Annotated in this window: 21 protein-coding genes; 8 read left to right on the forward strand and 13 right to left on the reverse strand. The window is 49.0% G+C overall.

The window, feature by feature from the left end; genetic code table 11:
- The first annotated feature begins 1 nt into the window (after position 1).
- Positions 2–409, forward strand: coding sequence for a PaaI family thioesterase (locus tag HMPREF1536_RS08140; protein WP_009860656.1), 408 nt, complete (start codon positions 2–4; stop codon positions 407–409).
- A 46-nt stretch (positions 410–455) separates the two neighbouring features.
- Here HMPREF1536_RS08140 and HMPREF1536_RS08145 read toward each other — a convergent pair whose 3' ends face one another.
- From HMPREF1536_RS08145 to HMPREF1536_RS08175, 7 genes are all read right to left on the reverse strand, one after another.
- Positions 456–770 (reverse strand): type II toxin-antitoxin system RelE/ParE family toxin, encoded by a 315-nt coding sequence (locus HMPREF1536_RS08145; RefSeq protein WP_028726543.1) that lies wholly within the window; start codon positions 768–770, stop codon positions 456–458.
- Positions 755–1,021: a hypothetical protein gene (locus HMPREF1536_RS08150; RefSeq protein WP_028726544.1), complete on the reverse strand. Its 267-nt coding sequence runs from the start codon at positions 1,019–1,021 to the stop codon at positions 755–757. The genes HMPREF1536_RS08145 and HMPREF1536_RS08150 overlap by 16 nt, the downstream gene beginning before the upstream one ends.
- 106 nt (positions 1,022–1,127) lie before the next feature.
- The gene (locus tag HMPREF1536_RS08155) at positions 1,128–3,551 is read right to left on the reverse strand and encodes an ABC transporter permease (RefSeq protein WP_044191458.1); all 2,424 of its coding nucleotides are present in this window, start codon (positions 3,549–3,551) and stop codon (positions 1,128–1,130) included.
- A 20-nt stretch (positions 3,552–3,571) separates the two neighbouring features.
- The gene (locus HMPREF1536_RS08160) at positions 3,572–4,237 is read right to left on the reverse strand and encodes an ABC transporter ATP-binding protein (RefSeq protein ID WP_028726546.1); all 666 of its coding nucleotides are present in this window, start codon (positions 4,235–4,237) and stop codon (positions 3,572–3,574) included.
- Between the two features lie 20 nt (positions 4,238–4,257).
- Positions 4,258–6,663 (reverse strand): ABC transporter permease, encoded by a 2,406-nt coding sequence (locus tag HMPREF1536_RS08165; protein WP_028726547.1) that lies wholly within the window; start codon positions 6,661–6,663, stop codon positions 4,258–4,260.
- Positions 6,664–6,675: 12 nt separating this feature from the next.
- Complete coding sequence (locus HMPREF1536_RS08170; RefSeq protein ID WP_028726548.1) at positions 6,676–7,923, reverse strand: efflux RND transporter periplasmic adaptor subunit; 1,248 nt, start codon at positions 7,921–7,923, stop codon at positions 6,676–6,678.
- Between the two features lie 27 nt (positions 7,924–7,950).
- A complete protein-coding gene (locus HMPREF1536_RS08175; RefSeq protein ID WP_044191460.1) occupies positions 7,951–9,318 on the reverse strand; it encodes a TolC family protein in 1,368 nt (455 codons plus the stop codon).
- 1,370 nt (positions 9,319–10,688) lie between these two features.
- On the opposite strand from HMPREF1536_RS08175, the gene HMPREF1536_RS08180 reads away from it, so the two are divergent.
- The 3 genes from HMPREF1536_RS08180 to HMPREF1536_RS08190 all read left to right on the forward strand — a co-directional run bounded on the left by HMPREF1536_RS08180 (position 10,689) and on the right by HMPREF1536_RS08190 (position 13,457).
- Positions 10,689–10,964, forward strand: a complete 276-nt coding sequence (locus tag HMPREF1536_RS08180; RefSeq protein ID WP_028726551.1) for an HU family DNA-binding protein — start codon at positions 10,689–10,691, stop codon at positions 10,962–10,964.
- Positions 10,965–11,034: 70 nt separating this feature from the next.
- A complete protein-coding gene (locus tag HMPREF1536_RS08185; RefSeq protein ID WP_028726552.1) occupies positions 11,035–12,384 on the forward strand; it encodes a sigma-54-dependent transcriptional regulator in 1,350 nt (449 codons plus the stop codon).
- Positions 12,385–12,389: 5 nt separating this feature from the next.
- Positions 12,390–13,457 carry a sensor histidine kinase gene (locus tag HMPREF1536_RS08190; protein WP_028726553.1) on the forward strand — a complete coding sequence of 356 codons (1,068 nt, stop codon included), beginning with the start codon at positions 12,390–12,392 and terminating at the stop codon, positions 13,455–13,457.
- On the opposite strand, the gene HMPREF1536_RS08195 is transcribed toward HMPREF1536_RS08190, so the two are convergent.
- The 4 genes from HMPREF1536_RS08195 to HMPREF1536_RS08210 all read right to left on the reverse strand — a co-directional run bounded on the left by HMPREF1536_RS08195 (position 13,431) and on the right by HMPREF1536_RS08210 (position 18,196).
- Entirely contained in the window at positions 13,431–14,333 is a 903-nt protein-coding gene (locus HMPREF1536_RS08195; RefSeq protein WP_028726554.1) for a DUF3108 domain-containing protein, read from the reverse strand. The two genes, HMPREF1536_RS08190 and HMPREF1536_RS08195, sit on opposite strands and share 27 nt — an antisense overlap.
- Positions 14,254–16,185: an Ig-like domain-containing protein gene (locus HMPREF1536_RS08200; protein WP_028726555.1), complete on the reverse strand. Its 1,932-nt coding sequence runs from the start codon at positions 16,183–16,185 to the stop codon at positions 14,254–14,256. The genes HMPREF1536_RS08195 and HMPREF1536_RS08200 overlap by 80 nt, the downstream gene beginning before the upstream one ends.
- Before the next feature lie 137 nt (positions 16,186–16,322).
- Complete coding sequence (locus HMPREF1536_RS08205) at positions 16,323–16,769, reverse strand: hypothetical protein (protein WP_147337575.1); 447 nt, start codon at positions 16,767–16,769, stop codon at positions 16,323–16,325.
- Between the two features lie 164 nt (positions 16,770–16,933).
- On the reverse strand, positions 16,934–18,196 hold the full coding sequence (locus tag HMPREF1536_RS08210; RefSeq protein ID WP_028726557.1) for a DUF2851 family protein: 1,263 nt from the start codon (positions 18,194–18,196) through the stop codon (positions 16,934–16,936).
- A gap of 110 nt (positions 18,197–18,306) precedes the next feature.
- Here HMPREF1536_RS08210 and dapB point away from each other — a divergent pair, with 110 nt between their 5' ends.
- Genes dapB through HMPREF1536_RS08230 form a run of 4 tightly spaced genes read left to right on the forward strand, consistent with a single transcriptional unit; the run spans position 18,307 to position 21,935 of the window.
- Positions 18,307–19,023 carry a 4-hydroxy-tetrahydrodipicolinate reductase gene (gene dapB / locus HMPREF1536_RS08215; RefSeq protein WP_028726558.1) on the forward strand — a complete coding sequence of 239 codons (717 nt, stop codon included), beginning with the start codon at positions 18,307–18,309 and terminating at the stop codon, positions 19,021–19,023.
- An 18-nt stretch (positions 19,024–19,041) separates the two neighbouring features.
- Entirely contained in the window at positions 19,042–20,439 is a 1,398-nt protein-coding gene (lepB, locus tag HMPREF1536_RS08220; protein ID WP_028726559.1) for a signal peptidase I, read from the forward strand.
- A 6-nt stretch (positions 20,440–20,445) separates the two neighbouring features.
- A complete protein-coding gene (gene lepB / locus HMPREF1536_RS08225; protein WP_028726560.1) occupies positions 20,446–21,303 on the forward strand; it encodes a signal peptidase I in 858 nt (285 codons plus the stop codon).
- Between the two features lie 2 nt (positions 21,304–21,305).
- Positions 21,306–21,935, forward strand: coding sequence for a WbqC family protein (locus HMPREF1536_RS08230; RefSeq protein WP_028726561.1), 630 nt, complete (start codon positions 21,306–21,308; stop codon positions 21,933–21,935).
- Here the strand turns inward: HMPREF1536_RS08230 and phnW are convergent.
- Together phnW and phnX are read right to left on the reverse strand one after the other, a co-directional pair.
- Positions 21,916–23,028 carry a 2-aminoethylphosphonate--pyruvate transaminase gene (gene phnW / locus HMPREF1536_RS08235; protein ID WP_028726562.1) on the reverse strand — a complete coding sequence of 371 codons (1,113 nt, stop codon included), beginning with the start codon at positions 23,026–23,028 and terminating at the stop codon, positions 21,916–21,918. The genes HMPREF1536_RS08230 and phnW overlap by 20 nt on opposite strands.
- A gap of 45 nt (positions 23,029–23,073) precedes the next feature.
- On the reverse strand, positions 23,074–23,856 hold the full coding sequence (gene phnX / locus HMPREF1536_RS08240; protein ID WP_028726563.1) for a phosphonoacetaldehyde hydrolase: 783 nt from the start codon (positions 23,854–23,856) through the stop codon (positions 23,074–23,076).
- Positions 23,857–23,896: the final 40 nt, after the last annotated feature.

Here is a 23,896-nt window from a genome sequence, read left to right on the forward strand (position 1 = left end):
TATGACAATCAACGAATTTCTTCAGGGCGACAAGTTTGCCCTGTTTGCCGGAGTAGAATTGTTAGAGACGGGCAACGGCTATGCTAAAGCCCGTATGGAGATCAAACCGATGCATCTGAACGGCGGCGGTGTCTGTCAGGGTGGTGCTATCTTTACACTGGCCGACCTGGCCTTTGCAGCTGCCACAAACAGCCATGCACGGCTTACGTTATCCATCACTTCCAATATCAACTTCTTCAAAGCCGAAAGCAAAGGGTTTCTTTATGCCGAAGCACGCGAGGTATTCAGCCATAAAAGGCTTGCCAACTGCGAAGTGAATATCACAAATGAAGCAGGTGAATTGATTGCCACATTCAGCGGCTCAGGCTACCGGAAAGATACGGAGTTGCCGTTTGCACCGATAGAATAATTATATAATGAAAAGGCTTGTACATACAACATGTACAAGCCTTTCTTTATTTCAGTCTATCCAGTAGACGCAGAGGATTTTGGCGGCAATCCCAAATCGAAGCAATATAAATATTCTTCTTTTCTATATAGTAGACAATCTTGTAATTACTTTCTATCATAGAACGGTAACATTTCTGACGATCTCTTAATAGCTCTTCTATCCCTCCCATTTCCGGAAATATAGCCAAACGCTCTGATGCATCTACAATTGCATTAAACAACTTAACTGCCGTTGCTTCACTTTTATACTCATTATAATAAGTATATATTCCATTTAACTCATCCAGAGCAGGTTCTGTCCAAACTACTTCTGTTGCCATAACTTCAGTTTTTCACGAACCTGTTCGGTTGTAAAAACACGTCCTTCTGCAACTGCCTTCTCCGCCTCATCCAATCGCTTATTCACCTCTTCCAATGTATAAACGCAAGGCCGCTGCTTTTCTGCTAAGATATGCTTCTTTATCTTATTATAAGCAACTTCCAAACGAGATAATAGCTCGTCATTATCGACAGTATTGATAATATCCTGTATGAGGTTCAGTTTACGAGCCTGTAATTCTAGTTGTGTCATAATCTATACCCTTCCTTTAGTATTTGTAACAGAAGCAAATGTACATCTTTGCTCCATAAAAAGCAAATGATGTACATTTTTTATAGGGTGGTTCAACTGCCCTCCCTTACTCATACCGCAACGACCGGGCAGGTTTGCTAAGGATTGTTTTAGCAGTCTGCCAGCCTATGGTAAGCAGGGAGATCACACACAACAAAATCACCGGAACGAGGAAGAACCAGGCTTTCCAGTCGGTGCGGAAAGAGTAATGACTCAGCCAGCCGTCCATTATCCATCCTGACAGCGGAAGGGCAATAACTATCGCAATGCCGATCAGGATAAAAAACTCGCGGCCTAATTCATAGAACAATTGTAGCTTCGACGCCCCCAATACTTTACGGATACCCATTTCACGTACACGGGTCGAGCAGGAGAACATCACCAACACCCAAAGCCCCATGCAGGAAATAAAGATCGCCAGTATGGCAAAGAGAGCAACGATCAACCCGAATACTTCGTCCTGGCGGTATTGCTGGTCGAAGAACTGGTCGAGGAAGAAGTAGTCGTAGCTGGAGTCGGGGAAATAACGGTTCCAGACCGCTTCCGACTGTTGTACCAGTTCGCGGGGATTACCGTTTTCCATCACAACGGAGATATAACGCTGTTTCATCCAACTCAATTTATCATGCAAGGCAAACAAGATAGGCGTATAATCTTTGTTCAGGGATTGCTGGTGATAATCCTTCACCACCCCGATGATCTGCATAGGCTGATCGACCGTCTCCACCGAAAGACGTTCCCCCAGCGCGGCGTCGGCAGAAGCAAAACCGAGTATACGGACAGCCGCTTCATTCAGGACGATATTGTAAACGTCGCCACCGAAATCCTCGGCAAAACCACGGCCGGCAACAAACTCCAGGTCGTACGCATCCAGGTAATACACGTCGCAGCTAAGCATTTCCAGCAGACGGGTCTGCTTGGTGGCATCGCTCAGGCGGACGATGGAAAGGAAGTCGGCAACCTCCGTCCCGGGAACAGCTCCGGAAACAGTTACATTCTTCACGGAAGGCAAAGACTTCAACTCTCTCTTCATCGCGGCCAGCTTCGTAGACAGCTCCTCACAATGAGCCGGGAATTTCAGCACCAGCGTCTGATCCGTACGGACACCCAGCGAAGCACTCCGCATATATTGCAACTGAGCATATACGATCAACGTCCCGCACAGCAAAGCCAGCGACGCGGTATACTGCAACACCACCAGCACCTTGCGGGTGATCGTCGCATTCTTCGTATGCGTAAACTTCCCTTTCAGCATCCGGATCGGCTTGATACCGGAAAGGATCGTTGCCGGATAGAAGCCGGACAAGAACACGCCCAGAGCAAAGATCAATAGCAGCATCCATCCCAGCGAGGTCGTAACCCAGACAGAGAAACCCAGGTCGCGCCCGGTCAGGTTATTGAATGCAGGCATCAGCGCTTCCATCAATCCAATGGCGAGCACAAAAGCGATCCCGTTCGTCACCAACGACTCAAACAGGAACTGTGCCACGATCTGCCGCCGTCCGGCTCCCGAAGCGCGGCGTATGCCGATCTCCTTAGCCCGCTCCATCGAACGGGCCACCGTCATATTGATATAGTTGATCCAGGCGATACAAAGGATAGCCAGCGCCGTACAGATCAGCACCAGCATGGAGGAGCTGTTGCCTTTCGTCTCCGGTTCGTAAGCCTTCTGGGGCGTCAGGTGGATATCGCGCAGGTTAGTCAGTTCGATAGCCCAGGTCTTATTCTTCAGGGCTTCTTCCGTCTTATACTTCTCCGCCATCGCCGGGAAGGCATCTTCCACCTGTTTCTTCAGGGCGGGCGATTTCAGCAGGACATATGAATAGACTTCGTGGCGATACCAATATTCATCCATCCATTTCGGAAGGGTTTCATACGAAATCATCATGCTGTAACGCACATGCGAATTGATAGGCATATCCTTCATCACACCGGTCACTTCACAGGCTTCTTCACCGATATTGCTGCGGAAGATCAGTATCTTTCCGATCGGATCGGCTCCCTTGAAATATTTACGGGCGATGCGTTCGGTAATGACCACTTTGTTCGGGCCGTCCAGACAGGTGTTCTTATCTCCCTTCAACAGATCGAAGTCGAAGAAGTTAAAGTAATTCTTTTCGCCGTAACCGATGTTTGTTTCGCGATACAGGAGCTCGTTGTATTTAACGATCTGCTCCGGATAATACTGGCTTCCTACACGGGTGTAATCCTCTATGCCGGCCAGGTTGCGTTTCATGGCTGTGGCATATCCGGCGGAGCTGCTGGCCCAGTTGTCGGTCAGTTCCCCGTTCTCATAGAAGCGGGCTTCCACGCGGAAGATACGGTCGGCGCGGCTATGCATGTCGTCGTAGCTGTACTCGAAGGCCACGTAGGTCAGGATCAGCATGGCGGCGGCCATACCGATTGCCAGGCCGAGTATGTTGATTGCGCTGAAGCCTTTCTTCTTCGTCAGGCTGCGAAGTGCGCTATTCCAATAGTTTGATATAATCATGATACTAGTTTTATTGCTTGTTACTTAGATACGACCCGTCCGTCCAGCAGATGGATCACACGATGGGCGTAGGTGGCATCCCGCTGCGAGTGCGTCACGATCACGATCGTTGTTCCCTGGTTATTCAGTTCGCGCAACAGCTCCATCACTTCGACGCCGTTGGTCGAGTCCAGGTTACCGGTCGGCTCATCAGCCAGGATCAGCGGACAGTCGGTCACTACGGCACGGGCAATGGCTACACGTTGCTGCTGGCCACCCGACAACTGCTGCGGGAAATGACCAGCACGATGGGCGATGTTCATCCGTTCCAGCACTTCCATCACCTTCTTTTTGCGTTCGCTCTTCTTGCCGTTCAGATAGACAAGCGGCAACTCCACATTCTCGTAGACGGTCAGTTCGTCTATCAGGTTGAAATTCTGGAAGACAAAGCCGATATTCCCTTTACGGAAAGCGGTGAGCTGGCTTTCGCTCATCTTATCGATCTCCTTATCGTCAAAATAATATTTGCCGGAAGTAGGCGAGTCGAGTGTCCCGAGGATATTCAGCAGGGTAGATTTACCGCAACCCGAAGGCCCCATGATGGCAACAAATTCGCCTTTCTTTATCTCGAGGCTTACTTCATTCAATGCTTTGGTCTGTACGTCTTCGGTGGTGAAGATCATAGACAGGTTCTCTGTTTTAATCATATCATGTTCTGTTTTATAAATTATTCACTCCTTAATATATGCATCGGTTTCAGGCGGATGATACGCCATACCTGACGAACCACCGTAAGGAAGGCGATCAACATCAGCAGGGCAAAAGCGACGGCATACACCCACCAGGGCTGCGAAATATGGAAAGCATAGCCTTCCAGCCAGTTGTTCATCAGAAACGCGGAAACGGGGATACCGATCACGGAAGCCAGCACCGTAAGGAGTAATAATTCACGCGTCAAAACTACAAAAAGATTTGCTTTCCCTGCACCGAGCACCTTCCGGATGCCGATTTCTCTCACCCGTGCCAAGGTAGAGAAGAGCGTCACCACCCACAGCCCCAGACAGGCAACGAAGACGGCCAGCAGGGCGGAACAGGCAAACATCCAACCGAAGTTCCTGTCCGCCTTATATTGGTTATCATTAAAATCATCGAGGAAGAAGTAAGAGAACAGCGAAGTCGGGAAGAAATCGCGGTAGGTCTGTTCTATCTCCGCCAGGCGGGCAGCATCGATCGTTCCGTCCATGCGGAGGGATATATAAGGTGTCCCGATAAACGGCACGCGTTCTTTGATAAAGAAGATGATCGGTTTATAAGGGACAGCCAGCGACTGCTGATGATAATTCTTTGCCACACCGATTATCTGGAGAGGTTCTTCCACGACTTCCATCGACAACTGCTTGCCTAAAGCGGCTTCGGCGGAAGGGAAACCGAGCAGGCTGACGGCTTCTTCATTCAGGACGACTTTATTCAACTCATCCCCGTATGCTTCGGAGAAACCTCTGCCGCACACCATTTCGGGCGAATATGTCGGCAGATAATCATAATCGACGGCAAACATCTGGATCAGTTTGCTCTCCGTCTGGTCGCTTCCGTAAAGTCGGTTGGTGAAATAGTTGGCGACCTCCACGCCCGGGACGGCACCGGAGACTGTAACTTGCCGCATATAGGATTTCTGCAATAACTGCTTTTTAAAGCTCTCCATCTTCACAGACATATCGCTGGTGAAAGAGGGATATTTCAGCACCAGTATCTGTTTGAACGAAGCGGATGCCGTCTCATTCTGCATATACCGCACCTGGCCGACAACAACGAACGTTCCTGTTATCAAGATAAACGAAGCGACGAACTGCACGACAATCAGCGCTTTCCGTATCGTATTCCCTTTCCGGCTATGCAGCAATTGCCCGCGCATAATGGCTGAAGGACGAATACCGGTCAGCAGATAGGAAGGATATAATCCGGTAAACAGCGTCCCCGCCACGATCATAGCCAACACCAGCCCCCAGAAGCCGGGTTGCAGCAACGAATCCGCTCCGAAGTCCTGCCCGGCCCAGGTATAGACGAAAGGAAGCAACACCTCCAGCCATCCCAAAGCGATCAGGGCTGCCAGCAGGTTGACGATGCCTGCTTCCATCAATCCCTGGAAAAGCATCTGCCGGCGGGAAGCGCCGAATGCCTTCCGCACACCGAACTCTTTCCCGCGTTCCAGAAAGCGGGCAACCATCAGGTTCAGGGCATTCACCCAACCGATCAGAAGCAGGGCAATCGCCATCACAGAAAGGATATAGACTGCTGTACGGCTCCCCTTCGTCTCTTTTTCGTACGATTTCTGCGGGGTTAGATGGATCTCTTTCAACGGGATCAGTTCGACCCGCCAGTTCTTATGCTTCAGTGCCGCTGTCTTATATTTGTCGGAGATAGCACGGAAAGCCTTTGCGATCTCCGCAGGGTCTTTCCCCGGTTCCAGGCGGACATAAGTATAAACGCCATGAACATACCAGATATCCTGCCGCTCCTTTGGAATGGTGGCGTACGAAAGCAGGAAATCATAATGCAGGTGCGAGTTGACCGGCATATCGGCAATCACACCGGTCACTTCAAAATGCTGTTCTGCCGTGGCGGTGCGGAAAGTCAGAATCTTTCCCAACGGCTCCGCCCCGCCGAAATAACGGTGGGCGGCACTCGCTGTCAACACCACAGTGTTAGGTCGAACCAACTGACCTTCCCTCTCCCCTTTCAGGATCGGGAAATTGAACAGCTCGAAGAAAGAAGGCTCGGCATAGCAATACCGTTCTTCGGCAAACTGTTTATCTTGATATGTAACTACCTGCTCACGATCCTGCGCCGTCAGCCGGACATACTTCTCGATGCCGGGAATCTCACGGCTCATGGCCGGGGCATGCCCGAAAGAGGTGGTTGCCCAGTTATCGGTCAGTGTTTCCCCTTCATAGAGGCGGCTTTCCACCCGGTAGACGCGATCGCCGTCGTGGAAAGTATCATAGCTCAGTTCGAAACGGACATAGAGCAGGATCAACAGGGCGGCAGAGATACAGACGGACAGGCCGAATATATTGATCACCGAAAGCGACTTCCGCGCCCGCTGGCTTTTTATGACTTGCGACAGGTAATCCATATTATTAGTTTATTATCTGATTATTAAACGCTCGTTCTCACCGAACAATTCATACCCGGAAATGATCACTTTCTCGCCCGGCTTCAATCCTTCGGTCACTTCATAATACTGCGGGTTCTGACGGCCTATCTTCACCGGGCGGCGGCGGGCGGTCGTTTCATCTTCATCCACGACATACATATACAGGCCGCCGCTTGCCTGGTAGAAGCTACCGCGGGGAACCAGGATGGCCTGCACCGGATCGCCCAGTTGCAGGTTGAGGTGATAGGTTTGCCCTGCACGGATATTCTCCGGACGATCGGAAGTGAAATGAAGGTCGGTACGGAACTGTCCTTCGCGCACTTCGGGATAAACTTTGGTCACTTCCATATTGAACAGTTTCCCTTCGCGCTCAAAGCTGGCGGGCAGGCCGGGCATGACGCGCTCCACATAATGTTCGTCTATCTTGGCTTCCACCTTCAGTTCCGGAGTAATGACCTGGCCGATACGTTCCCCTTGCGCGATAGACTGGCCGATCTGGGCTTCCAGGTTACCCAGCTGGCCGCTTACGGGCGCTTTCACCTTCAGGTTCTCCAGACGTTCGCGGACAAGGGCGAGGCTTCGTTTCATATTGCGGATGTTCTCGTCCAAGCTCTCCAACTGGCTGCTGCGGAAGAGGTCGTCCTGCTTGATGCGTTGGTCTACCACATCCAGTTGGTCGCGGGCGGCATCGTAGTCTTCTTTCGCCTGCAGATAATCTTCGCGGGCCAGCAGTTGTTTGTTATAAAGGCGTTCGTATTGCCGGTAACGGCGTTCCTTCTGAACCAGTTCTTTGCTGAGGCCGATCCGATCCTGCTTCAGGCGAAGATGTTCCTGTTCCATGCTCAGGCGGGTATTGCGAAGTTCGTTTTCCTGATACGCCAGGTCGGCTTCGCTTTGCAGGATACCGATATTCAGGAGCGGGTTGCTCAGACGCAGGATCACGTCACCGGCTTTCACCTGTGCCCCTTCCTCAATCAGACGTTCTTCCACACGCCCTCCTTCGATGGCATCCAGATAGATGATACGGTCGGGAATGACCTGCCCGATCACGCGGATATAGTCGTTAAACTCTCCCTGGGTGACGGCCGAAATAGTCAGCCGCTCCTTATCCACCTTCATGGAAGAAGTCGTGTCGCGAAAGATAAAATAGAGGATGCAGACGATCAGGAAGCCCCCGCCCGCTATCGCATAAATATGTTTCTTCTTCAAACGGGATTTCCGTTCGATCCGGGTATCCATGTTGTTGTTCATAGTATATTATCGTGTTTATTTTATTCCTAAAAATGATCCTGACTGATAGAAGCGCACCATACGTTCTTTCAGGTCATATTGTAATTGCGTGCGCATCAGTTCGGCTTTTGCCAGGATATATAAATTCCGCTTTTCCATCAGCTCGAATACGGAGATCATGCCTTCCTCCCACCGCTGTTCATTCTCTTTCAGCGTAGTCGTTGCCGTGCGAAGTTGTAACTCAGCCTGCCAATGTTCCTGCGCGGCGGCCTGCAACGACAGGCAGGCTTCTTCTATCTCCTTATATAAAGAGATACGCTGCTGGTCGTTGTCATTCCTGATCTTCCGAAGACGGAAACGTTCTTTCCGTACTGAAGTAATACGCGAAAGCCCGCTAAAGATCGGGATAGAAACCCTGACGCCAATATATTTATTCAAATTATTCTTCATCTGGTTGCTAAAAGAGGTTATATTCCCCTGTTCGTCCCGCTCCGTATCGTAATAACCGGAATAAAGGCTGAACTCCGCACGGATAGAGGGAGAGAAAGCCCCCGAAGCAATAGCCAGCGACTTGCGCGAAGCCTTTTCGCGTAGCTCCATGATACGGAACTGGGGCAACGCCTCTTCCGACTGCAAATAGACATCTTCTGCCGAAAGATCCTGTAGAAGGGGGATTTCCCGGCCGGTTATATCCTCACCACCGATCACCAACGTATCTGTCCCCCTCATCTGCAACAGTTCTTTAAGAGCCAGCAGGGAAAGGCGGCAACTGTTCTCCTTCACCGTTTCCTGGTAGATATCAGACTGTAAACGGGCTTTTACCTCCTGCAAGTCGGATGGTGCACGCAATCCGAGGTCAACAAATTCGAGCATCTGCTCATGATACCGTTCGCTCAGTTTCCGTTGCTCGGAAGCCAGCTCATACATTTTCTTATCAAAAAGAAGCAGATAATAGGCGTCCATCACTTCAAAGGCGATCCGGTTTTCTTCCACCTTCTCCGTCAATCCGCCGATCTGTTTGTTCAAGCGGGTAAACTGTGCACGGTTCACACGGGTGAAGCCATCGAACACAGGCAACGAAATATCCAGTCCCATCGTACTTTCCAAGAAAGAAGAGGAAGTGTACATATTCGTCTTGGGATCGACCGAACGCCCCAAACGTTTCCCTAGAGCGCCGGATGTACTGACCGAAGGCAGAAAATCGCCGATGGCAGCAGCAAAGTCTTCACCGGCGATACGGGTGTCGAGCCGGCTGTTTTTCAGGCTCACATTCCTTTCTATGGCATACTGCATACAGGAGTCGACCGACCAGGAAGTAGTCTGAGCATGTATTCCCGGCATACAGCCTGCAAGTAGCAGGATGGCAAGCCGCAATCCATATTTTGTTGTTATTTGTGTATTCATCTTGTAAATGAATAGGCAAAACACGTGCCACAAAAATGACATCCCAATAATCAAGGCGTGCCATTTCAGCACCTCCGTCAAGTGTCAAAATATTTGACGCCCGATTGTCAACTATTTTGACGGTGCGCATTGCGGTCGAAGCCAGAAAAAGGTAAACAAAGATGACTCATATCTGGCAATAGGTGAAACACTCATATCATTTCCTTTTTACATGATAAAAAAGCATTAAAACCGTTCACTGTTCACCTGGCAGAGTGCGACGGCATGCAAATCAATGGATAAGACGCTTATTTCCCAGGTGAATGGTCACTCAAAAAGGTGAATGGTTTATACGAACCTTTCACCCTCGTCTTATCCGGATTACTTATTTTTACAGCTTATACTATTGCTCAGTAAATAAAAGGTCTGAACTGATTAAGGTCAATATTATAGCTTATTTACTTAACGACTAACGTCGATAAGCTTGCTGAGCATCGTCGCAAAGCTTAACAACTAAGGTCGCAAAGCTTAACGATGGCGGTGTCCGGATTTATAAGTAATAACTAAAGAGTTAGTTTGCAATAGGTTTAATGGTAATGGATAATAAGAGGAAAGATACTTTTTAAGTTGCCGGATAAATACTTATATATAGGAAGGTGAATGGTTGGATCCAACCATTCACCTTTTTATCCAACCATTCACCCTGTGTATATGCTGTTAAACAAAATATAATCAATAAGTTATTATGTGTAAGGTGAAGGGTGAAAGGTTTATTGCCTGATTTTGCATGAATAGTTGCTCCGGAGCAAAGATTGCAACACTGATAGCTCAAATCGGGCAGTAAGTGAAACATTCAAAACTATCAGGAACGGAATCAAATTAATTCTGTCAATGGGAAGAAAGAGTTAAAAAATTGACAGAGTTCGTTCAGAACTTTGTCAATTATGGCGGTAAAGGTAATAAATATTGGCAATTAAAAACAATGCAACATCGGAGATATCAAAGAATAAGCTAAAATAACACTTCAAAAAAGCATTATTTAGTACTCTGAAAGGGTACCGTGTCGGTATACCCTCCCGAAACTATTCCTTAGAAAACAGATCCGATAAAGGGCGAATTATCAGATAACCAAACACATCGAAACCGGCGATGGCTTAATATTCAATAAGACTACTAGAGTTCTGAACGAACTCTTTTAAATTGATTGTTCATAAGCCCAAAAGCCCCAGAGATACGCAGGGTCATATATTTTCAAATTGCAGAGGAAATGCAACCGGCGTGATTCATTCAATTTTTAGGTTCTTTACAGTGCAGAATGGCACCCTGCTTCTACCGTAAAAACAGAATGAGAATCAGTAGTAAAGCATATATATAAAATAAGGTTTAAAATCATGAACAAGAACGAGTTGATCCAATACGTGACGGAAGACACCGGATTAAAGAAAAAAGATGTCAAAGCAGTGCTTCAATCCATACTTAATGCATCTACAAAAGCTTTACAGCAAGGCGAACCGGTAACGATGATAGGTTTCGGAAGCCTTCACCCGTGGAAACAAACCAGCCGTCCGGCCAGAAATCCTAAAACAGGCGAGCCGGTCATAATCGCCCCACGCACATCCGTCAAGTTTCGTGCAGGAGTAAAGCTACTGGAAGATCTGAATAAATAAGTGTCAAATATTTTGACGCTTGCTTGCAAAGTATTCCGGAAGCGAATACCTTTACGAAAAAACAGATCGTATGCAAGCAGGAACAGTTCTTATAGTAGATGATAACAAGAGCGTACTGACATCGCTCGAGTTATTGCTGGAAGACGAATTCGAACGGGTGGAGACAGCCTCCAACCCGAACAGGATACTTTCAGTACTCGACACTATGCCCGTCGATCTCGTTATCCTCGACATGAACTTCTCTGCCGGCGTCAACACCGGCAACGAGGGCTTGTTCTGGCTCCGCCGCATACAGGAAATCGTTCCTGGCCTGCCTGTTATCATGCTGACCGCTTACGGGGATGTGGAGTTGGCCGTGAAAGCCCTGAAAAGCGGAGCAGCAGACTTCGTACTCAAACCGTGGGACAACGACGTGTTGCTGGATAAGATACATACCGCACTGCAAGCCGCCCGGGAAGAACCCAACAAACAGGGTATCGGAAAGAACACCGCCCCCCGGCCAACCGAACCGGCCATGATCATCGGGCACTCGCCCGTTATGATGAAGCTGATCAAGGTGGTCACCAAAGTGGCTAAAACAGACGCGAATGTCTTGATCACAGGCGAGAACGGGACAGGCAAAGAAATGCTGGCCCGCGAAATACACCGTCTCTCCCTGCGCAGCCGACGGGAAATGATCAACGTGGATATGGGCGCCGTCAGTGAGTCGTTGTTTGAAAGCGAGCTGTTCGGGCATGAGAAAGGAGCCTTTACCGATGCCCGCGAAAGCCGCCCCGGTAAATTCGAAGCCGCCAGCGGCAGCACGCTGTTCCTGGACGAGATAGGCAACCTGCCGGTCGGCCTGCAGGCCAAACTGTTGGCAGTCCTCCAGAACCGTGAGATCACACGCCTGGGAAGCAACCGGAAAATACCTGTCGACATACGCCTCATTGCCGCCACCAACCGGAACCTGCCGGAGATGGTCGCCCGGTCTTCTTTCCGCGAAGACCTGTTCTACCGCATCAACACGATACAAATAGAAATACCGCCGCTCCGGAGCCGACGGGAAGATATTCCGCTATTCATCGACTATTTCCTGAAGAAATATATCGCGCTCTACAAACGAACCGGGCTGACCCTGCATCCGCAGGCTGCCGCCAAACTCGAAGCATACGACTGGCCGGGAAATATCCGTGAGTTGCAGCACACCATCGAAAAGGCCGTTATCCTGGCTGAGAAGAATATGATCCGTGCCGGCGACCTGTTCATCCGCCCTGGAAAGGCTGTCTCCTTCACCGAAGTACCCAACCTCAGCGATGTGGAACGCCAGGCTATCGAAGCCGCCATCACACAGAATGACGGGAACCTGACTGCTGCCGCCGAACAACTGGGAGTAAGCCGGCAAACCCTGTATAACAAACTGAAACGGTTCAACCTGTGAAGCGCATGTTCAGCCTACGCATCTACATACGCATTATCCTGCACGTCGCCCTCGTCATCGTGGTGGCCGGGACAGGCGTTATCGGTATCATAAGCGGCAAAGCGATTATTCTGGGGTCGGTAGCACTACTTATCGCCTTATGGCTGGCGGGAGTGCTCGTTTACTATCTCAACACCTCCAACCGGCGGATACAGCTTTTCCTGGATGCGATCGAAGACAATGAATCGATGCTTTATTTCCCGGAAAACACCGGCACCGATGAACAACGCCGCCTCCATGCCGCCTTCAACCGTATCCACAAATTAATGACGGAAAGTAAACAAAGGGAATTCGACCGCGAGCTCTACCAGAAAGAATATGAGTCGTACGACAAACTGATGCATGTGCTGACCCACGAGATCATGAACTCGATCGCTCCCATCGTCTCCCTCTCCGGCACGCTTCTCTCCTATTTCCAGACCAAAGGAAATGCCCGGAGCAACGACGAGATCACCGATACGACCATCCGCAAAACCATCCGCGGACTCGACACCATCAAGAGCCAGGGACAAAGCCTAATGAACTTCACCGACTCTTACCGTCAGCTGGCCCGGCTGCAACCGCCCAAGCCCAAGCCTTTCTCCCTGTCGCGCCTGATAAGGAATATCGAAATACTGTTTCAATCAGACCTGCACCGGCAGCATATACAATTCCGGGTAGATCTTTTCCGGGAAGAGATAGAAATAAACGCAGACGAAGAACTGCTCTCGCAAGTGCTGATCAACCTGTTGAAGAATGCCATGCAAGCTCTCGAAGGCCAGGACAACGGCAAGATATCACTGACAGTAATACAAGTCCGGACAACCACTTATATAGAGGTGAAAGACAACGGCCCCGGCATTCCCCACGATATACTGGAAGACATCTTCGTCCCTTTCTTCACCACCAAAGACACAGGTACAGGCATCGGCCTCAGCCTCTCGCGGCAGATCATACGCATGCACGGCGGCGAATTGCAGGTCAGCTCCCGTCCTTACAGCGAAACATCATTCACGATCTCCCTGCCGCTAGCGCCTGGGAATCTCTACGCGTGAAGTAAGCGGATAACGTAATCCTTTGGATGATTTATAATAGACTTCGGCCGCACCGATCTTCAGCTTAGCCCGTATCTTCACGGGGATATGGTTTGCATCGTCACCGATCCAGATCTCGGCTGCCGCCTTACTTTGGGTAAAGGCATCGTCATAAATATCGATAAAGAAATGACGGGTACGGTATTTCAACGTCTCGCTACGTTCCACGATCTGCTGGCCGGTATACCGGAAACTTATATTGATCCGGTCGCGCCCGATCGCCACATGAAACGGGAACTCATCACCCTGCTTCATCTTTTCCCAATCCAGCGAACGGAGATACATGGTGGCACCCAGCATATCGAACATATATTGTTCGGAGACAAGCAGGGTGTCGATCTTCGTCCGGCTCGGCGTGTAGCGGTGGGAATGTGCGGAGGTGTGTCCGTCGGTATACGAGAATTTCAAATCGTCTATCAGGTAATAATCATTCTCATTCACCCGTTTCTCACTGCGGAGCAGTAACATCTCGGGAGAGAAATAACAGTCGATGGTATCGCGCATCGCAAATATCTTCTCAAACATGCCCGACGTACGGAACAACAGGCGGTAATGGTAAGCTGGCTTGCTTTCATACCGGGCGTCCTGCACAGACAAAGAAGCTTGTCCCGCACGAGGCATCAGAAGCCCCCATTTGAAGTACAACTCATACTGTACCGTCTCGCCGGCGCTGAACCGATCTTTCACCGGAATGGCCTGTGCCTCTGCCATTGTCGGAAGCAATAGCCATAAAGCCATCACTCCCAGGCAAATCAACCTAAAACGGCATACCGCTGCGGCCACTGTTGCTCGTGCTACCACTGCTGTTGCGTGAAGAAGATTGTTGTTGTCCTTCATTTTTATAGTCTCTTTTCTTCTTGGTTGCTTCTTTTGGTTTATTCTTCGTGATCTCGAGCGGCTTCTGTTTAGCCCACGGGGTAGCCTTCACATCCCAGGTTTCTTCTACCTGCCAGTTCTGCATCACATCGTATTTTACCGGCGAATAGAACACTTCTTCCGGCTGACGCTTTGCAGCATAATTGCCGGTATCCCATTTCCCGTTGCCGTTGAGGTCGACCACCAGACGAAGATAATACTTATCCGGTTTCAAGTCCATGAAAAGGGCACCCCCGTCTTTCACCTTCACTTTTCGTATCGGAGCATCGCTGCCGTTCAGTAGCTCGACATAAGCAGTCGTATCGACCCCTACGATATTGATATACAAATGGCCGTATTCATCTTCTTTCTTGATCTTGAACTCACCGGAATAAGGTTCGTTCCATTTATCATAGATACTGAAGATCGTAGCCGAGTCGACTTCCAGGCGATACTCCTCACCATATTTCCACGGACGGCGTATAAAGTAATTCAAGCTGTTCGTCGAGTCCGGGAACAGCTCGAAATCAACCGGAGTCCACACCGTATCGACTTTCTGATCCAGGAAGAACAGCTCTTTCGACAAATCGAGCACCGGTTCGTTGAATGTAACGGACACCGTATCGAACAAGTCCATCGACCCCGGAGCATCGACCTGCATACCGAGGAAGACGATCGGTTCGGGCTCATCATCTTTCTTCTTTTTCTTCTTCTCCGGACGGCGGCGCATCACAAACTGAAGCGTATCCGTTTGCGGACGAAGTATATTCAGCGAATCGCTCTTCGGATAAGACAATTCCACCCGCAATGTATCCTGTTTCCAGACAACCGAGTCGGTCAGCCAGAAGTTAACGGCCGTTCCGCCTTCCGTCTCCTGCATAAAATACCAGGATGAATCGGACGGGGTGAAATTAATCGGGCGGGGAAGCGGGATCGTATCCAACGGAGAGTTGAAACGGACTACCAACAGGTTTTCCTGCTGGCGCTCGGGCTTCAACAGATACTGGCGTACAAAATCTTCTTTGAACAGACGTAGCTCGATATCATTGGGAAAATAGCGGGTAAAGGCTACCGTCTTGATCGTGTCGATCGTCAGGCTGTCTTTCCAAAGCGTATCCTGACGGCTGGTCAGTTCGAAGGAAGGGATGATGATAGAGTCGTTGAAAGCGATCTCTTCGCCCGCCTGGTCGAACTTATAATCGCGGTTCACATCATTCAGACCGAATATGCGGTAGCTGCCCGGAGAGATATTGCGGATCGTAAATTCGCCTTTATCGTTCGTACGGGAAGTACGGTCGAACGGCATTTTCACGAAGGCCGAGTCCTCCAGGTTGCGGTGCAGACCGATCGTGATACCGGGCATCGGTTCCAGATTCTCCGCATTCAACAAGATACCCGACACTTCCAGCGTATCGATATTCTCTCCCGTAGAAAAGGCGAAAGAGTAATTCTCGAATACATTCTTTTCATTATTGTCGGAGATCGAATTGGTAAAGTCGATCGTATAGGTTGTATTCTCTTTCAGTGTATCTTTCAGCTCGACAATAACTTTCTTTCCGGCTGCACGGATGATGGGCAACTGCAACTGCGGCGGCGTGACGATCACATTCTCCGACGGCTTATCGAGTTGCACCAGTTCGTCAAACAAGATCTCGACTCTTTTTCCTTTGTAGTTCGTCTGGTTCGGAGCCGGCGTACTGCTGACGTATTTAGGCGGCGTCTCATCATAAGGCCCCCCGTTCGGAGAAGCCATATTCGCACACGAATACATCGTGACCAACAGGAATACCCCACAGACAGCCAGCAGTAAATCTCTTATATATCTATTTCCCATTCAAATGCTTTTTAATCAGAGGGCAAAAATAGGGAAAAATCCCGTGACTAATAGTGATATATACGCTAAATAAGAAATCTTTGCATTCTTAAGAAGATGAAAGAGGTTGTTCCATGTTAAGATTCTCCTCGTTGTTTTTATTTCACCGACTCCTTTTGTGTAATAACCACGCTCTCCGACGAGCTTAAAAAGCCTGCGACATCAATAACAAGCTTCCGTTCATAGGGAAACTTGTTCTGTGCGATGTCAACCTGAAGATCTCCGGCCTTGTTTTTAATGATTTTAAACCAGTCGCCGGCCAGTGTATCCCTATAGAGAATAATATCCTTCATCCGTTCGTCCGAGTATTTGTAGGTCGTATTATGCAGAGTCGAACTTTCGCCATTGGCCATAGTCCGGCTACGCAAAACATACCAAGTGATCCTATCGGCTCCCACTCCGACAGTCACACAGCTATCCGAAGAACCGACAGTGACATTATTTTGTTCCAGATTAATCATTGATAATCTTCCCGGAGCGTCTATGGTATCATCACAGCTTATCATGCCAAGGATGCAAACTAAATATACGGCGATCTGTTTCATAATGCAATATTTACAGTTTCAAAGATATAAACACGCCAACACATGAATTATATGCGACGAATATAGCAAATAATTCTTAATACACAAGCGATTACAGTCATTCTTTATTAATTAAAATCAGAGGCCGGATAGCATGCCTGCCAGAAGGGAAACGTCAGGGTATCTCAACGTTTCAAATACCTGAATCCGATCCGGCAATACAGGCACTTTTTCTTCTCGCAATATTCCCGTTTCAACTGGATAAGCGCCTGGCTGTCTCCGGCATGGCAGACGTTGATCCCAGCCCGGGTGAAAGCGGTCACAATCGTATTCTTCTCCGGGGGAAGCGTTTCGAGGATACGGATGGCACGTTCGCAATATTCCGGACGTTTATTTCTCACTCCATAGGCAAACATTACCGGGACAACCGTGTTGATCAGCAAGATACACAGAGAGTTCTCTCCTATCGGCTTATCTTTCTTTTCCGAAACACTGCGAAAATGATAATGTGTTTCCCAATAATCAGAAGGACGAACCCGGAAACACTGTTTGATCTGCCCGACATTCCCCGCTTCCAGGATAACGGAAAATAACGTATCGTGCTGCACCCAGACGGAAGCCAGTTGTGCCAGTTTCAGGTAAGGGAAATTGACCGGACGGGTGCGCAGGCTCCTGAACTGCGAGTCATCCAAAGGAGTCAACCCGAATTTATGCCGCAGGAACTGGTATTCACGTTGAAGCAAACGGTAATAATGGCAATCGCCCGGCTCTTCCAGCATGCCGGCCTGGCCGAATAGCAGGGCTTCAACCTGCGAATGGCTGCTGCGTTGCTTCTGAATATATCGCAAAGGCAGGCTTTTGGCCAGACGCTCGAAGATATCATTATTCACTCCAAAGCCGAAATTACGGGTTAAAGTAATATAAAAGACCTCATTCCAGTCATTCCCATACTGATCCAGGAGACGGAATATATCAGCCGTTTTCCGTTCCAGCCGTTCGCTTAAGAGGGCACTCAGCCAGGAAGTTACATGAACAAGTTCTATCTGAGGAATATAACCGGCACAGGGAAAGGAGATATCACGGTATAACAACCAGTCGATATTCTGTGCGACCGACTCCGGCACGGCCAACTGCATTTGTGGAATAACCTCTCCATTCGTCCGGTAAACGATACAATCGGAAACTTCCACAAGATGAAGGATAACCGCATCATAGGCCTTATCTTTATCATGGCGATGAAGCAGCCAGTCGGAAGCTTTTGTATGGATTTCAATACATCCGGCCCAGAGCGTACCGTCTATCTTCACCTTGGCATTGAAGAAGTCGGGGCCCGCATCGGTATTGGGTATTCCGGGGTCGATCACTGAGATTATACTTCCGTCGGTAGTAAGAAGCGTAGTAGTTGGATACAGCCTGTATTTCCAAACATAATGTAATAAACGTTCCATATTATTTTCAGAGTTAAGATTTATGCCACAAATCTAATTCATTTTCTTTATATTTGCACCCCTGAAGGCTAAGTTATTAGCTCTATTTATTCATTTTATTCTGAAAAGATATGAAGATTGCACTTATCGGCTACGGCAAGATGGGTAAAACCATCGAACAAATTGCATTGAACAGAGGACACCAGATCGTCTCTATCGTAGATATAAACAACCCGGAAGAATTTCAGTCAGACAATTTCAAAAGCGCAGATGTCGCCATCGAGTTCACGACTCCGGCTACGGCTTTCGACAATTATATGAAAAGCTTCGCAGCAGGTGTCCCGGTTGTTTCCGGCACCACCGGATGGCTCGACCGTATCGGCGAGATAAAAGAGAAGTGCGCCAAGGAAGGAAAAACATTCTTCTATGCGTCCAACTTCAGCATCGGCGTGAATATCTTTTTCGCATTGAATAAATACCTGGCGAAAATAATGAATAATTTCCCCGTATATAATGTCAGCATGACGGAGACCCACCATATCCACAAGCTAGATGCTCCCAGCGGAACAGCGATCACGCTGGCAGAAGGTATTCTCGAAAACGTAGACCGGAAAGAACACTGGACACTGGAAACAGCCGAACAGCCCACCGACCTGCCTATCCATGCTATCCGCGAGGGAGAAGTGCCGGGTATACATGAAGTCACTTACGAATCAGACGTCGACTATATCAGCATCAAGCATGATGCCAAGAGCCGTGCCGGTTTCGCTCTCGGGGCAGTTGTCGCTGCCGAATTTACTGCCGGGAAAAAAGGGTTCCTCGGTATGGATGATATGCTTAAATTTTAATTCCACAGAAGTCTACAAATGAAAAAGTTTTCCAAGAAACAATGGATCAAGTTCGGCATCGCAGCCGTATTGTATATACTCTTTTCAATCTGGATGCAGAACCTTTGGCTGCTGCTGGGATTGATCGTACTGGTGGATATTTTCCTGACGCATTATATTCCCTGGGGAGCATGGAAACGGTCGAAGAATCCTGCCGTACGCAATGCGTTGGAATGGGTGGACGATATCCTGTTCGCTCTGATCGCAGTTTATTTTATCAATCTGTTCGTTTTCCAGAACTACCAGATACCGAGTTCTTCGCTTGAGAAGTCGTTGCTTGTAGGCGATTATTTGTTTGTAAGCAAACTGAGCTACGGGCCGCGCGTGCCGAATACGCCGCTGTCTTTCCCGTTGGTACAGAATACACTGCCGTTCTTCAACTGCAAATCGTATCTGGATTGGCCGGAATGGGGCTACAAGCGTGTGAAAGGCTTCGGCCATGTGAAACGCAACGATATCGTGGTGTTCAACTTCCCTGCCGGCGACACGGTTGCCCTGAAACAGCAGAATCCAAGCTACGACGAGCTGGTGGCTATGTACGGCCGCGACCGTATCTGGATGGATAAAAACACTTTCGGAGATGTGATCTACCGTCCGGTAGACAAACGCGAAAACTATGTAAAACGTTGTATCGGTATGCCGGGCGATACCATCGAGTTGCGTAACAACCAGGTTTATATCGACGGGAAAGCCGCTAAAAATCCGGAAAACATACAATTCAACTACTACGTGGAAACAGACGGTTCACCGATCACGGAAGAACAGTTCCGCCTGATGGACGTAAGCAAGGACGACCGGATGTTGGCATCCAACAACGGATATTATCAGGATGCGATGTCTTTCTTAGGCTTCAAACCAATCGCTCCCGGCCAGTTCAACCCGATCTACAGGATGCCTCTGACACCGAAGGCACTCGCCATCGCAGAGAAGTTGCCTTCCGTAAAGAAGATCGTTATCGAACCGGATGCTTTAGGGGGGCCTACTTATCCTGCCTGGTATGAAACAGGTTGGACACGCGATAACTTCGGCCCGTTATGGATTCCGAAGAAAGGTGCTACAATTCCTCTGAACGAACGCAACATCGCCTTATATGGCCGTTGCATCAAGAATTACGAAAACAATACGTTGGAAGAAAAAGACGGGCAGTATTATATCAACGGTAAACCGGAAACAAGCTATACCTTCAAATACGACTATTACTGGATGATGGGCGACAACCGCCACAACAGTGCCGACAGCCGTTCATGGGGATTTGTTCCGGAAGATCACATCGTAGGTAAACCGATCCTGATCTGGCTATCGCTGGATAAAGACCGCAGCCTGTTTGACGGTGGTATCCGCTGGAACCGCCTGTTCAGGATGGTGCATCCGGATTAATAAAATATGGCAAAACGTTCCTTTATATCTGTAACGAGATGGCTGGCAACTATTGTGTTGCTGGCGGGGATCGTAATGGCAGTCCGGTACTTTTGTATGGAATCTTTCCACGTCTCCACCGACTCGATGGAAGTGGCCTTGCATAAAGGGGATTATATCCTGGTCAATAAACTGCCCCTGAAAGATAATCCGGGGCGCAACCGGGTAGTGCTCTTCACCAGTCCGCTGCTGAAAGACACCGTATCGAATCCTTTATTCCTCAGCCGATGTATCGGTATGCCGGGCGATACCATCCGGATCAGTAACGACGGATACCGGGTAAACGGCAAACTGATACCGCATTCTCCCCGGTCGCTCAGTACTTATATCGTGACACAGGATGCGCTGGACGAGGTGTTGAGTACCCAGAAGAAACTTAACATCCCGCTCAGGAACCTGAAAGAGGAACCGTTCGGTATTTCCATCAGCCTGACATCTTTCGAAGAATATCAACTCCGTGAAGAATTGTCGGAAGAGGCCAATATCCGTTTCCTTAAAAACCCGATGGAGAGCTATGAACTGATCGTTCCCCAAAAAGGAAGAGCCTACCGGCTGGATGCCGCTGCCCTCACTGCTTGTCGTGAAGCGATCCAGACGGAAGCCGGAGACAAAGCCGTTTTCCGCGATGGCAAACTGTTCCTCGACGGACGCGAAGCCGCTTTCTTCTTTTTCGATCAGGATTATTACTGGATGCTTTCGGACAATGCCAATGAAGCGGTCGATTCACGCCACCTCGGATTTATCCCCCGCAACCATATCATAGGAAACGCCTGGCTCTGCTGGTACAGCAAAGAGCGGCAACGAATTTTAAAACCCGTAAACTAAACATGCAACCCGTATATATTTCATCGGCTTATCTGGGCCCGGTACAACAATATTGTAAACTTTTCCAATTCAAAGAAGTACGGATAGAGACGGCAGAAAACTATCTGAAGCAGACCTACCGTAACCGTTGTACGATCGCAGCCGCCAACGGCCCGTTATCTTTGTCCGTACCGATCGTCAAGCCCGATACCCTGAAATGCCTGACGAAAGATATCCGTATCTCCGACCACGGCAACTGGCGCCACCTACACTGGAATGCGTTGGTTTCAGCCTATAATATGAGCCCGTTCTTTGAATATTACGAGGACGATTTTGCCCCGTTCTATGAGAAGAAGTTCGAATACCTGTTCGACTTCAATGAGGAATTAAGAATATTGGTTTGCCGTCTGCTGGATCTGCCGGCGGAAGTCACATATACCGAGGAGTATCATCCGGAAGTACCGAACGATTTCCGCGAGATCATCCGTCCAAAGCACGAAGGGGAAGATCCCGCCTTTATCCCGCAACCCTATTACCAGGTATTCCGGGATAAATTCGGATTCCTCCCCAACTTAAGTATCGTAGACTTACTTTTCAATATGGGGCCGGAAGGGATTCTGGTCTTACGCGATTCTATTCACCGGCTCCCTTGATCAAATCAGGCGACAGGCCGGCAATATTTTCCAACAGCTTTTCCATGTCTTTAGGAAAAACATCCCCGATATTACCGATACGGAAGGTGTCGGCATCCGAGATCTTACCCGGATAGATCACAAATCCTTTCTGCTTCAGTGCCTCGTAGAATGCGACAAAGTTGAAATCGGCGGAAGGGTACAGGAAAGAGGTGATGATCGGGCCTTGCGATGCGTCAGGAAGCAGCGTCTTAAACCCGAGGGCACGCATACCGTCAACCAGCGTACGATGATTTTGTTTGTAACGCTCGTAGCGGGCGGCAATACCTCCTTCTTCGTTCAGCTCCTTCATGGCCTGGAAGAAAGCGCGGACAACATGCGTCGGAGAGGTAAAGCGCCATTTGCCTCCGCCCTTCTCCATCGTTTCCCACTGGGCATAGATATCGAGCGAGAGTGAACGGGCTATCCCTTTGCAGGCCATCAGTTTCTCTCTCTTTGCAATGATGAAACCGAAGCCGGGAACGCCCTGGATACATTTGTTGGCACTGCTCACCAGAAAGTCGATACCAAGCGCTTTCATGTCGATAGGCACACCGCCGAAGCTGCTCATCGCATCCACGATAAAGGTGATATCACGGCCACGGATCACGTCGGCCACTTCTTCGATGGAGTTCAGCAGTCCGGTAGTCGTTTCACTATGCACCATAGAAAGATGAGTGATACCGGGATTGGCTTCCAGTGCACGGCGGGCCACTTCACCGGTGATCAGTTCCGTTTCATGGAGCGACACCAGGACATGGTCAATATGATAATAACGGGCTATCTCGGCCATACGTTCACCGTACGCACCGTTGGCGAGGATAAGCAGTTTATCGGAAGACTTTACGGTTGCGCCGATAGTTGCTTCCACACAGTAAGTACCGCTGCCTTGCAACAAGACAGTCGTATATTCGTCTTCGCTGAGTCCGGAAATGGCCAGCAGGCCTTTGCGGATCGGGGTCACGATACCTTCGTTATAATCTTTATCCCAGGTACACCAATCCTGGAGCATGGCTTCGCGTACTGTCTGTGAAGTACTTAAGGGGCCGGGAGTAAGCAACAGATAATTTCTCATTTGGATGGATATGTTATGTTTTTGTCTTATTCTTAATTAATGATCTTAACGGTTGATCTTTTCGATACAAGCCGGAAGTTCGGTGATATTGTCGAGTACGAAATGTGCTCCGGCCACCATCATACGTTCGCGGACTTCCTGCTTCAGGGCAGCCAGCTCATCGGGTGTACGGCGGTTGTATTCTTCTTCCGTAATGCCCATTTCATTACTACCGGTGATGATGCCGATACTCCATACTTTAGCGTTAACACCTTCCTTGATATCGGCAATCGTATCGCCCACCTTCACGACGTTATCGACAGAAGGGATAGCGAGGTCGATCATATTCTTATAGATCATATAAGGAGCAGGACGTCCGGCAGGCAAGTTATCCGGAGTAACCAGATTGTCTACGACATAGCCTTTAGCTGCGGCACCGGGGCGCACAACATCCATCATGGCCTGTGTATAGCCTGTAGTCGAGCCGATCTTGATACCGCTTTCGCGCAATTCCTTTATCGTATCCAGTACGCCGGGGATCGGGGTGGTGAAGTTGCTTAATGAAGCGAACAGGTGCTTTTCGAAGCTCACGTACATTTCGTTTACATCTTCCATATTCCAGTCACGACCATAACGTGCACGGAATTTTTCGTTCACCTCCGGCATGTTGAGGATGGCTTTGATATGGTCGATCTTGAGCAGTCCCATCGGCTCACGTGCCTGACGGTAGGTAATATCTATTCCCTTTTCTTCAGAGAACACTTTCAGGAAAGCATTCAGCGGAGCGAAACAACCGAAATCGACAGCCGTTCCGGCCCAGTCCATAATAACACACGAAATCTTCTTCATAACTAACTTATATATTTATATTATTATACTAGTTTATCTG

Origin of the sequence: Parabacteroides gordonii MS-1 = DSM 23371 (genome assembly GCF_000969825.1) — a bacterium.
Classification (GTDB): domain Bacteria; phylum Bacteroidota; class Bacteroidia; order Bacteroidales; family Tannerellaceae; genus Parabacteroides; species Parabacteroides gordonii.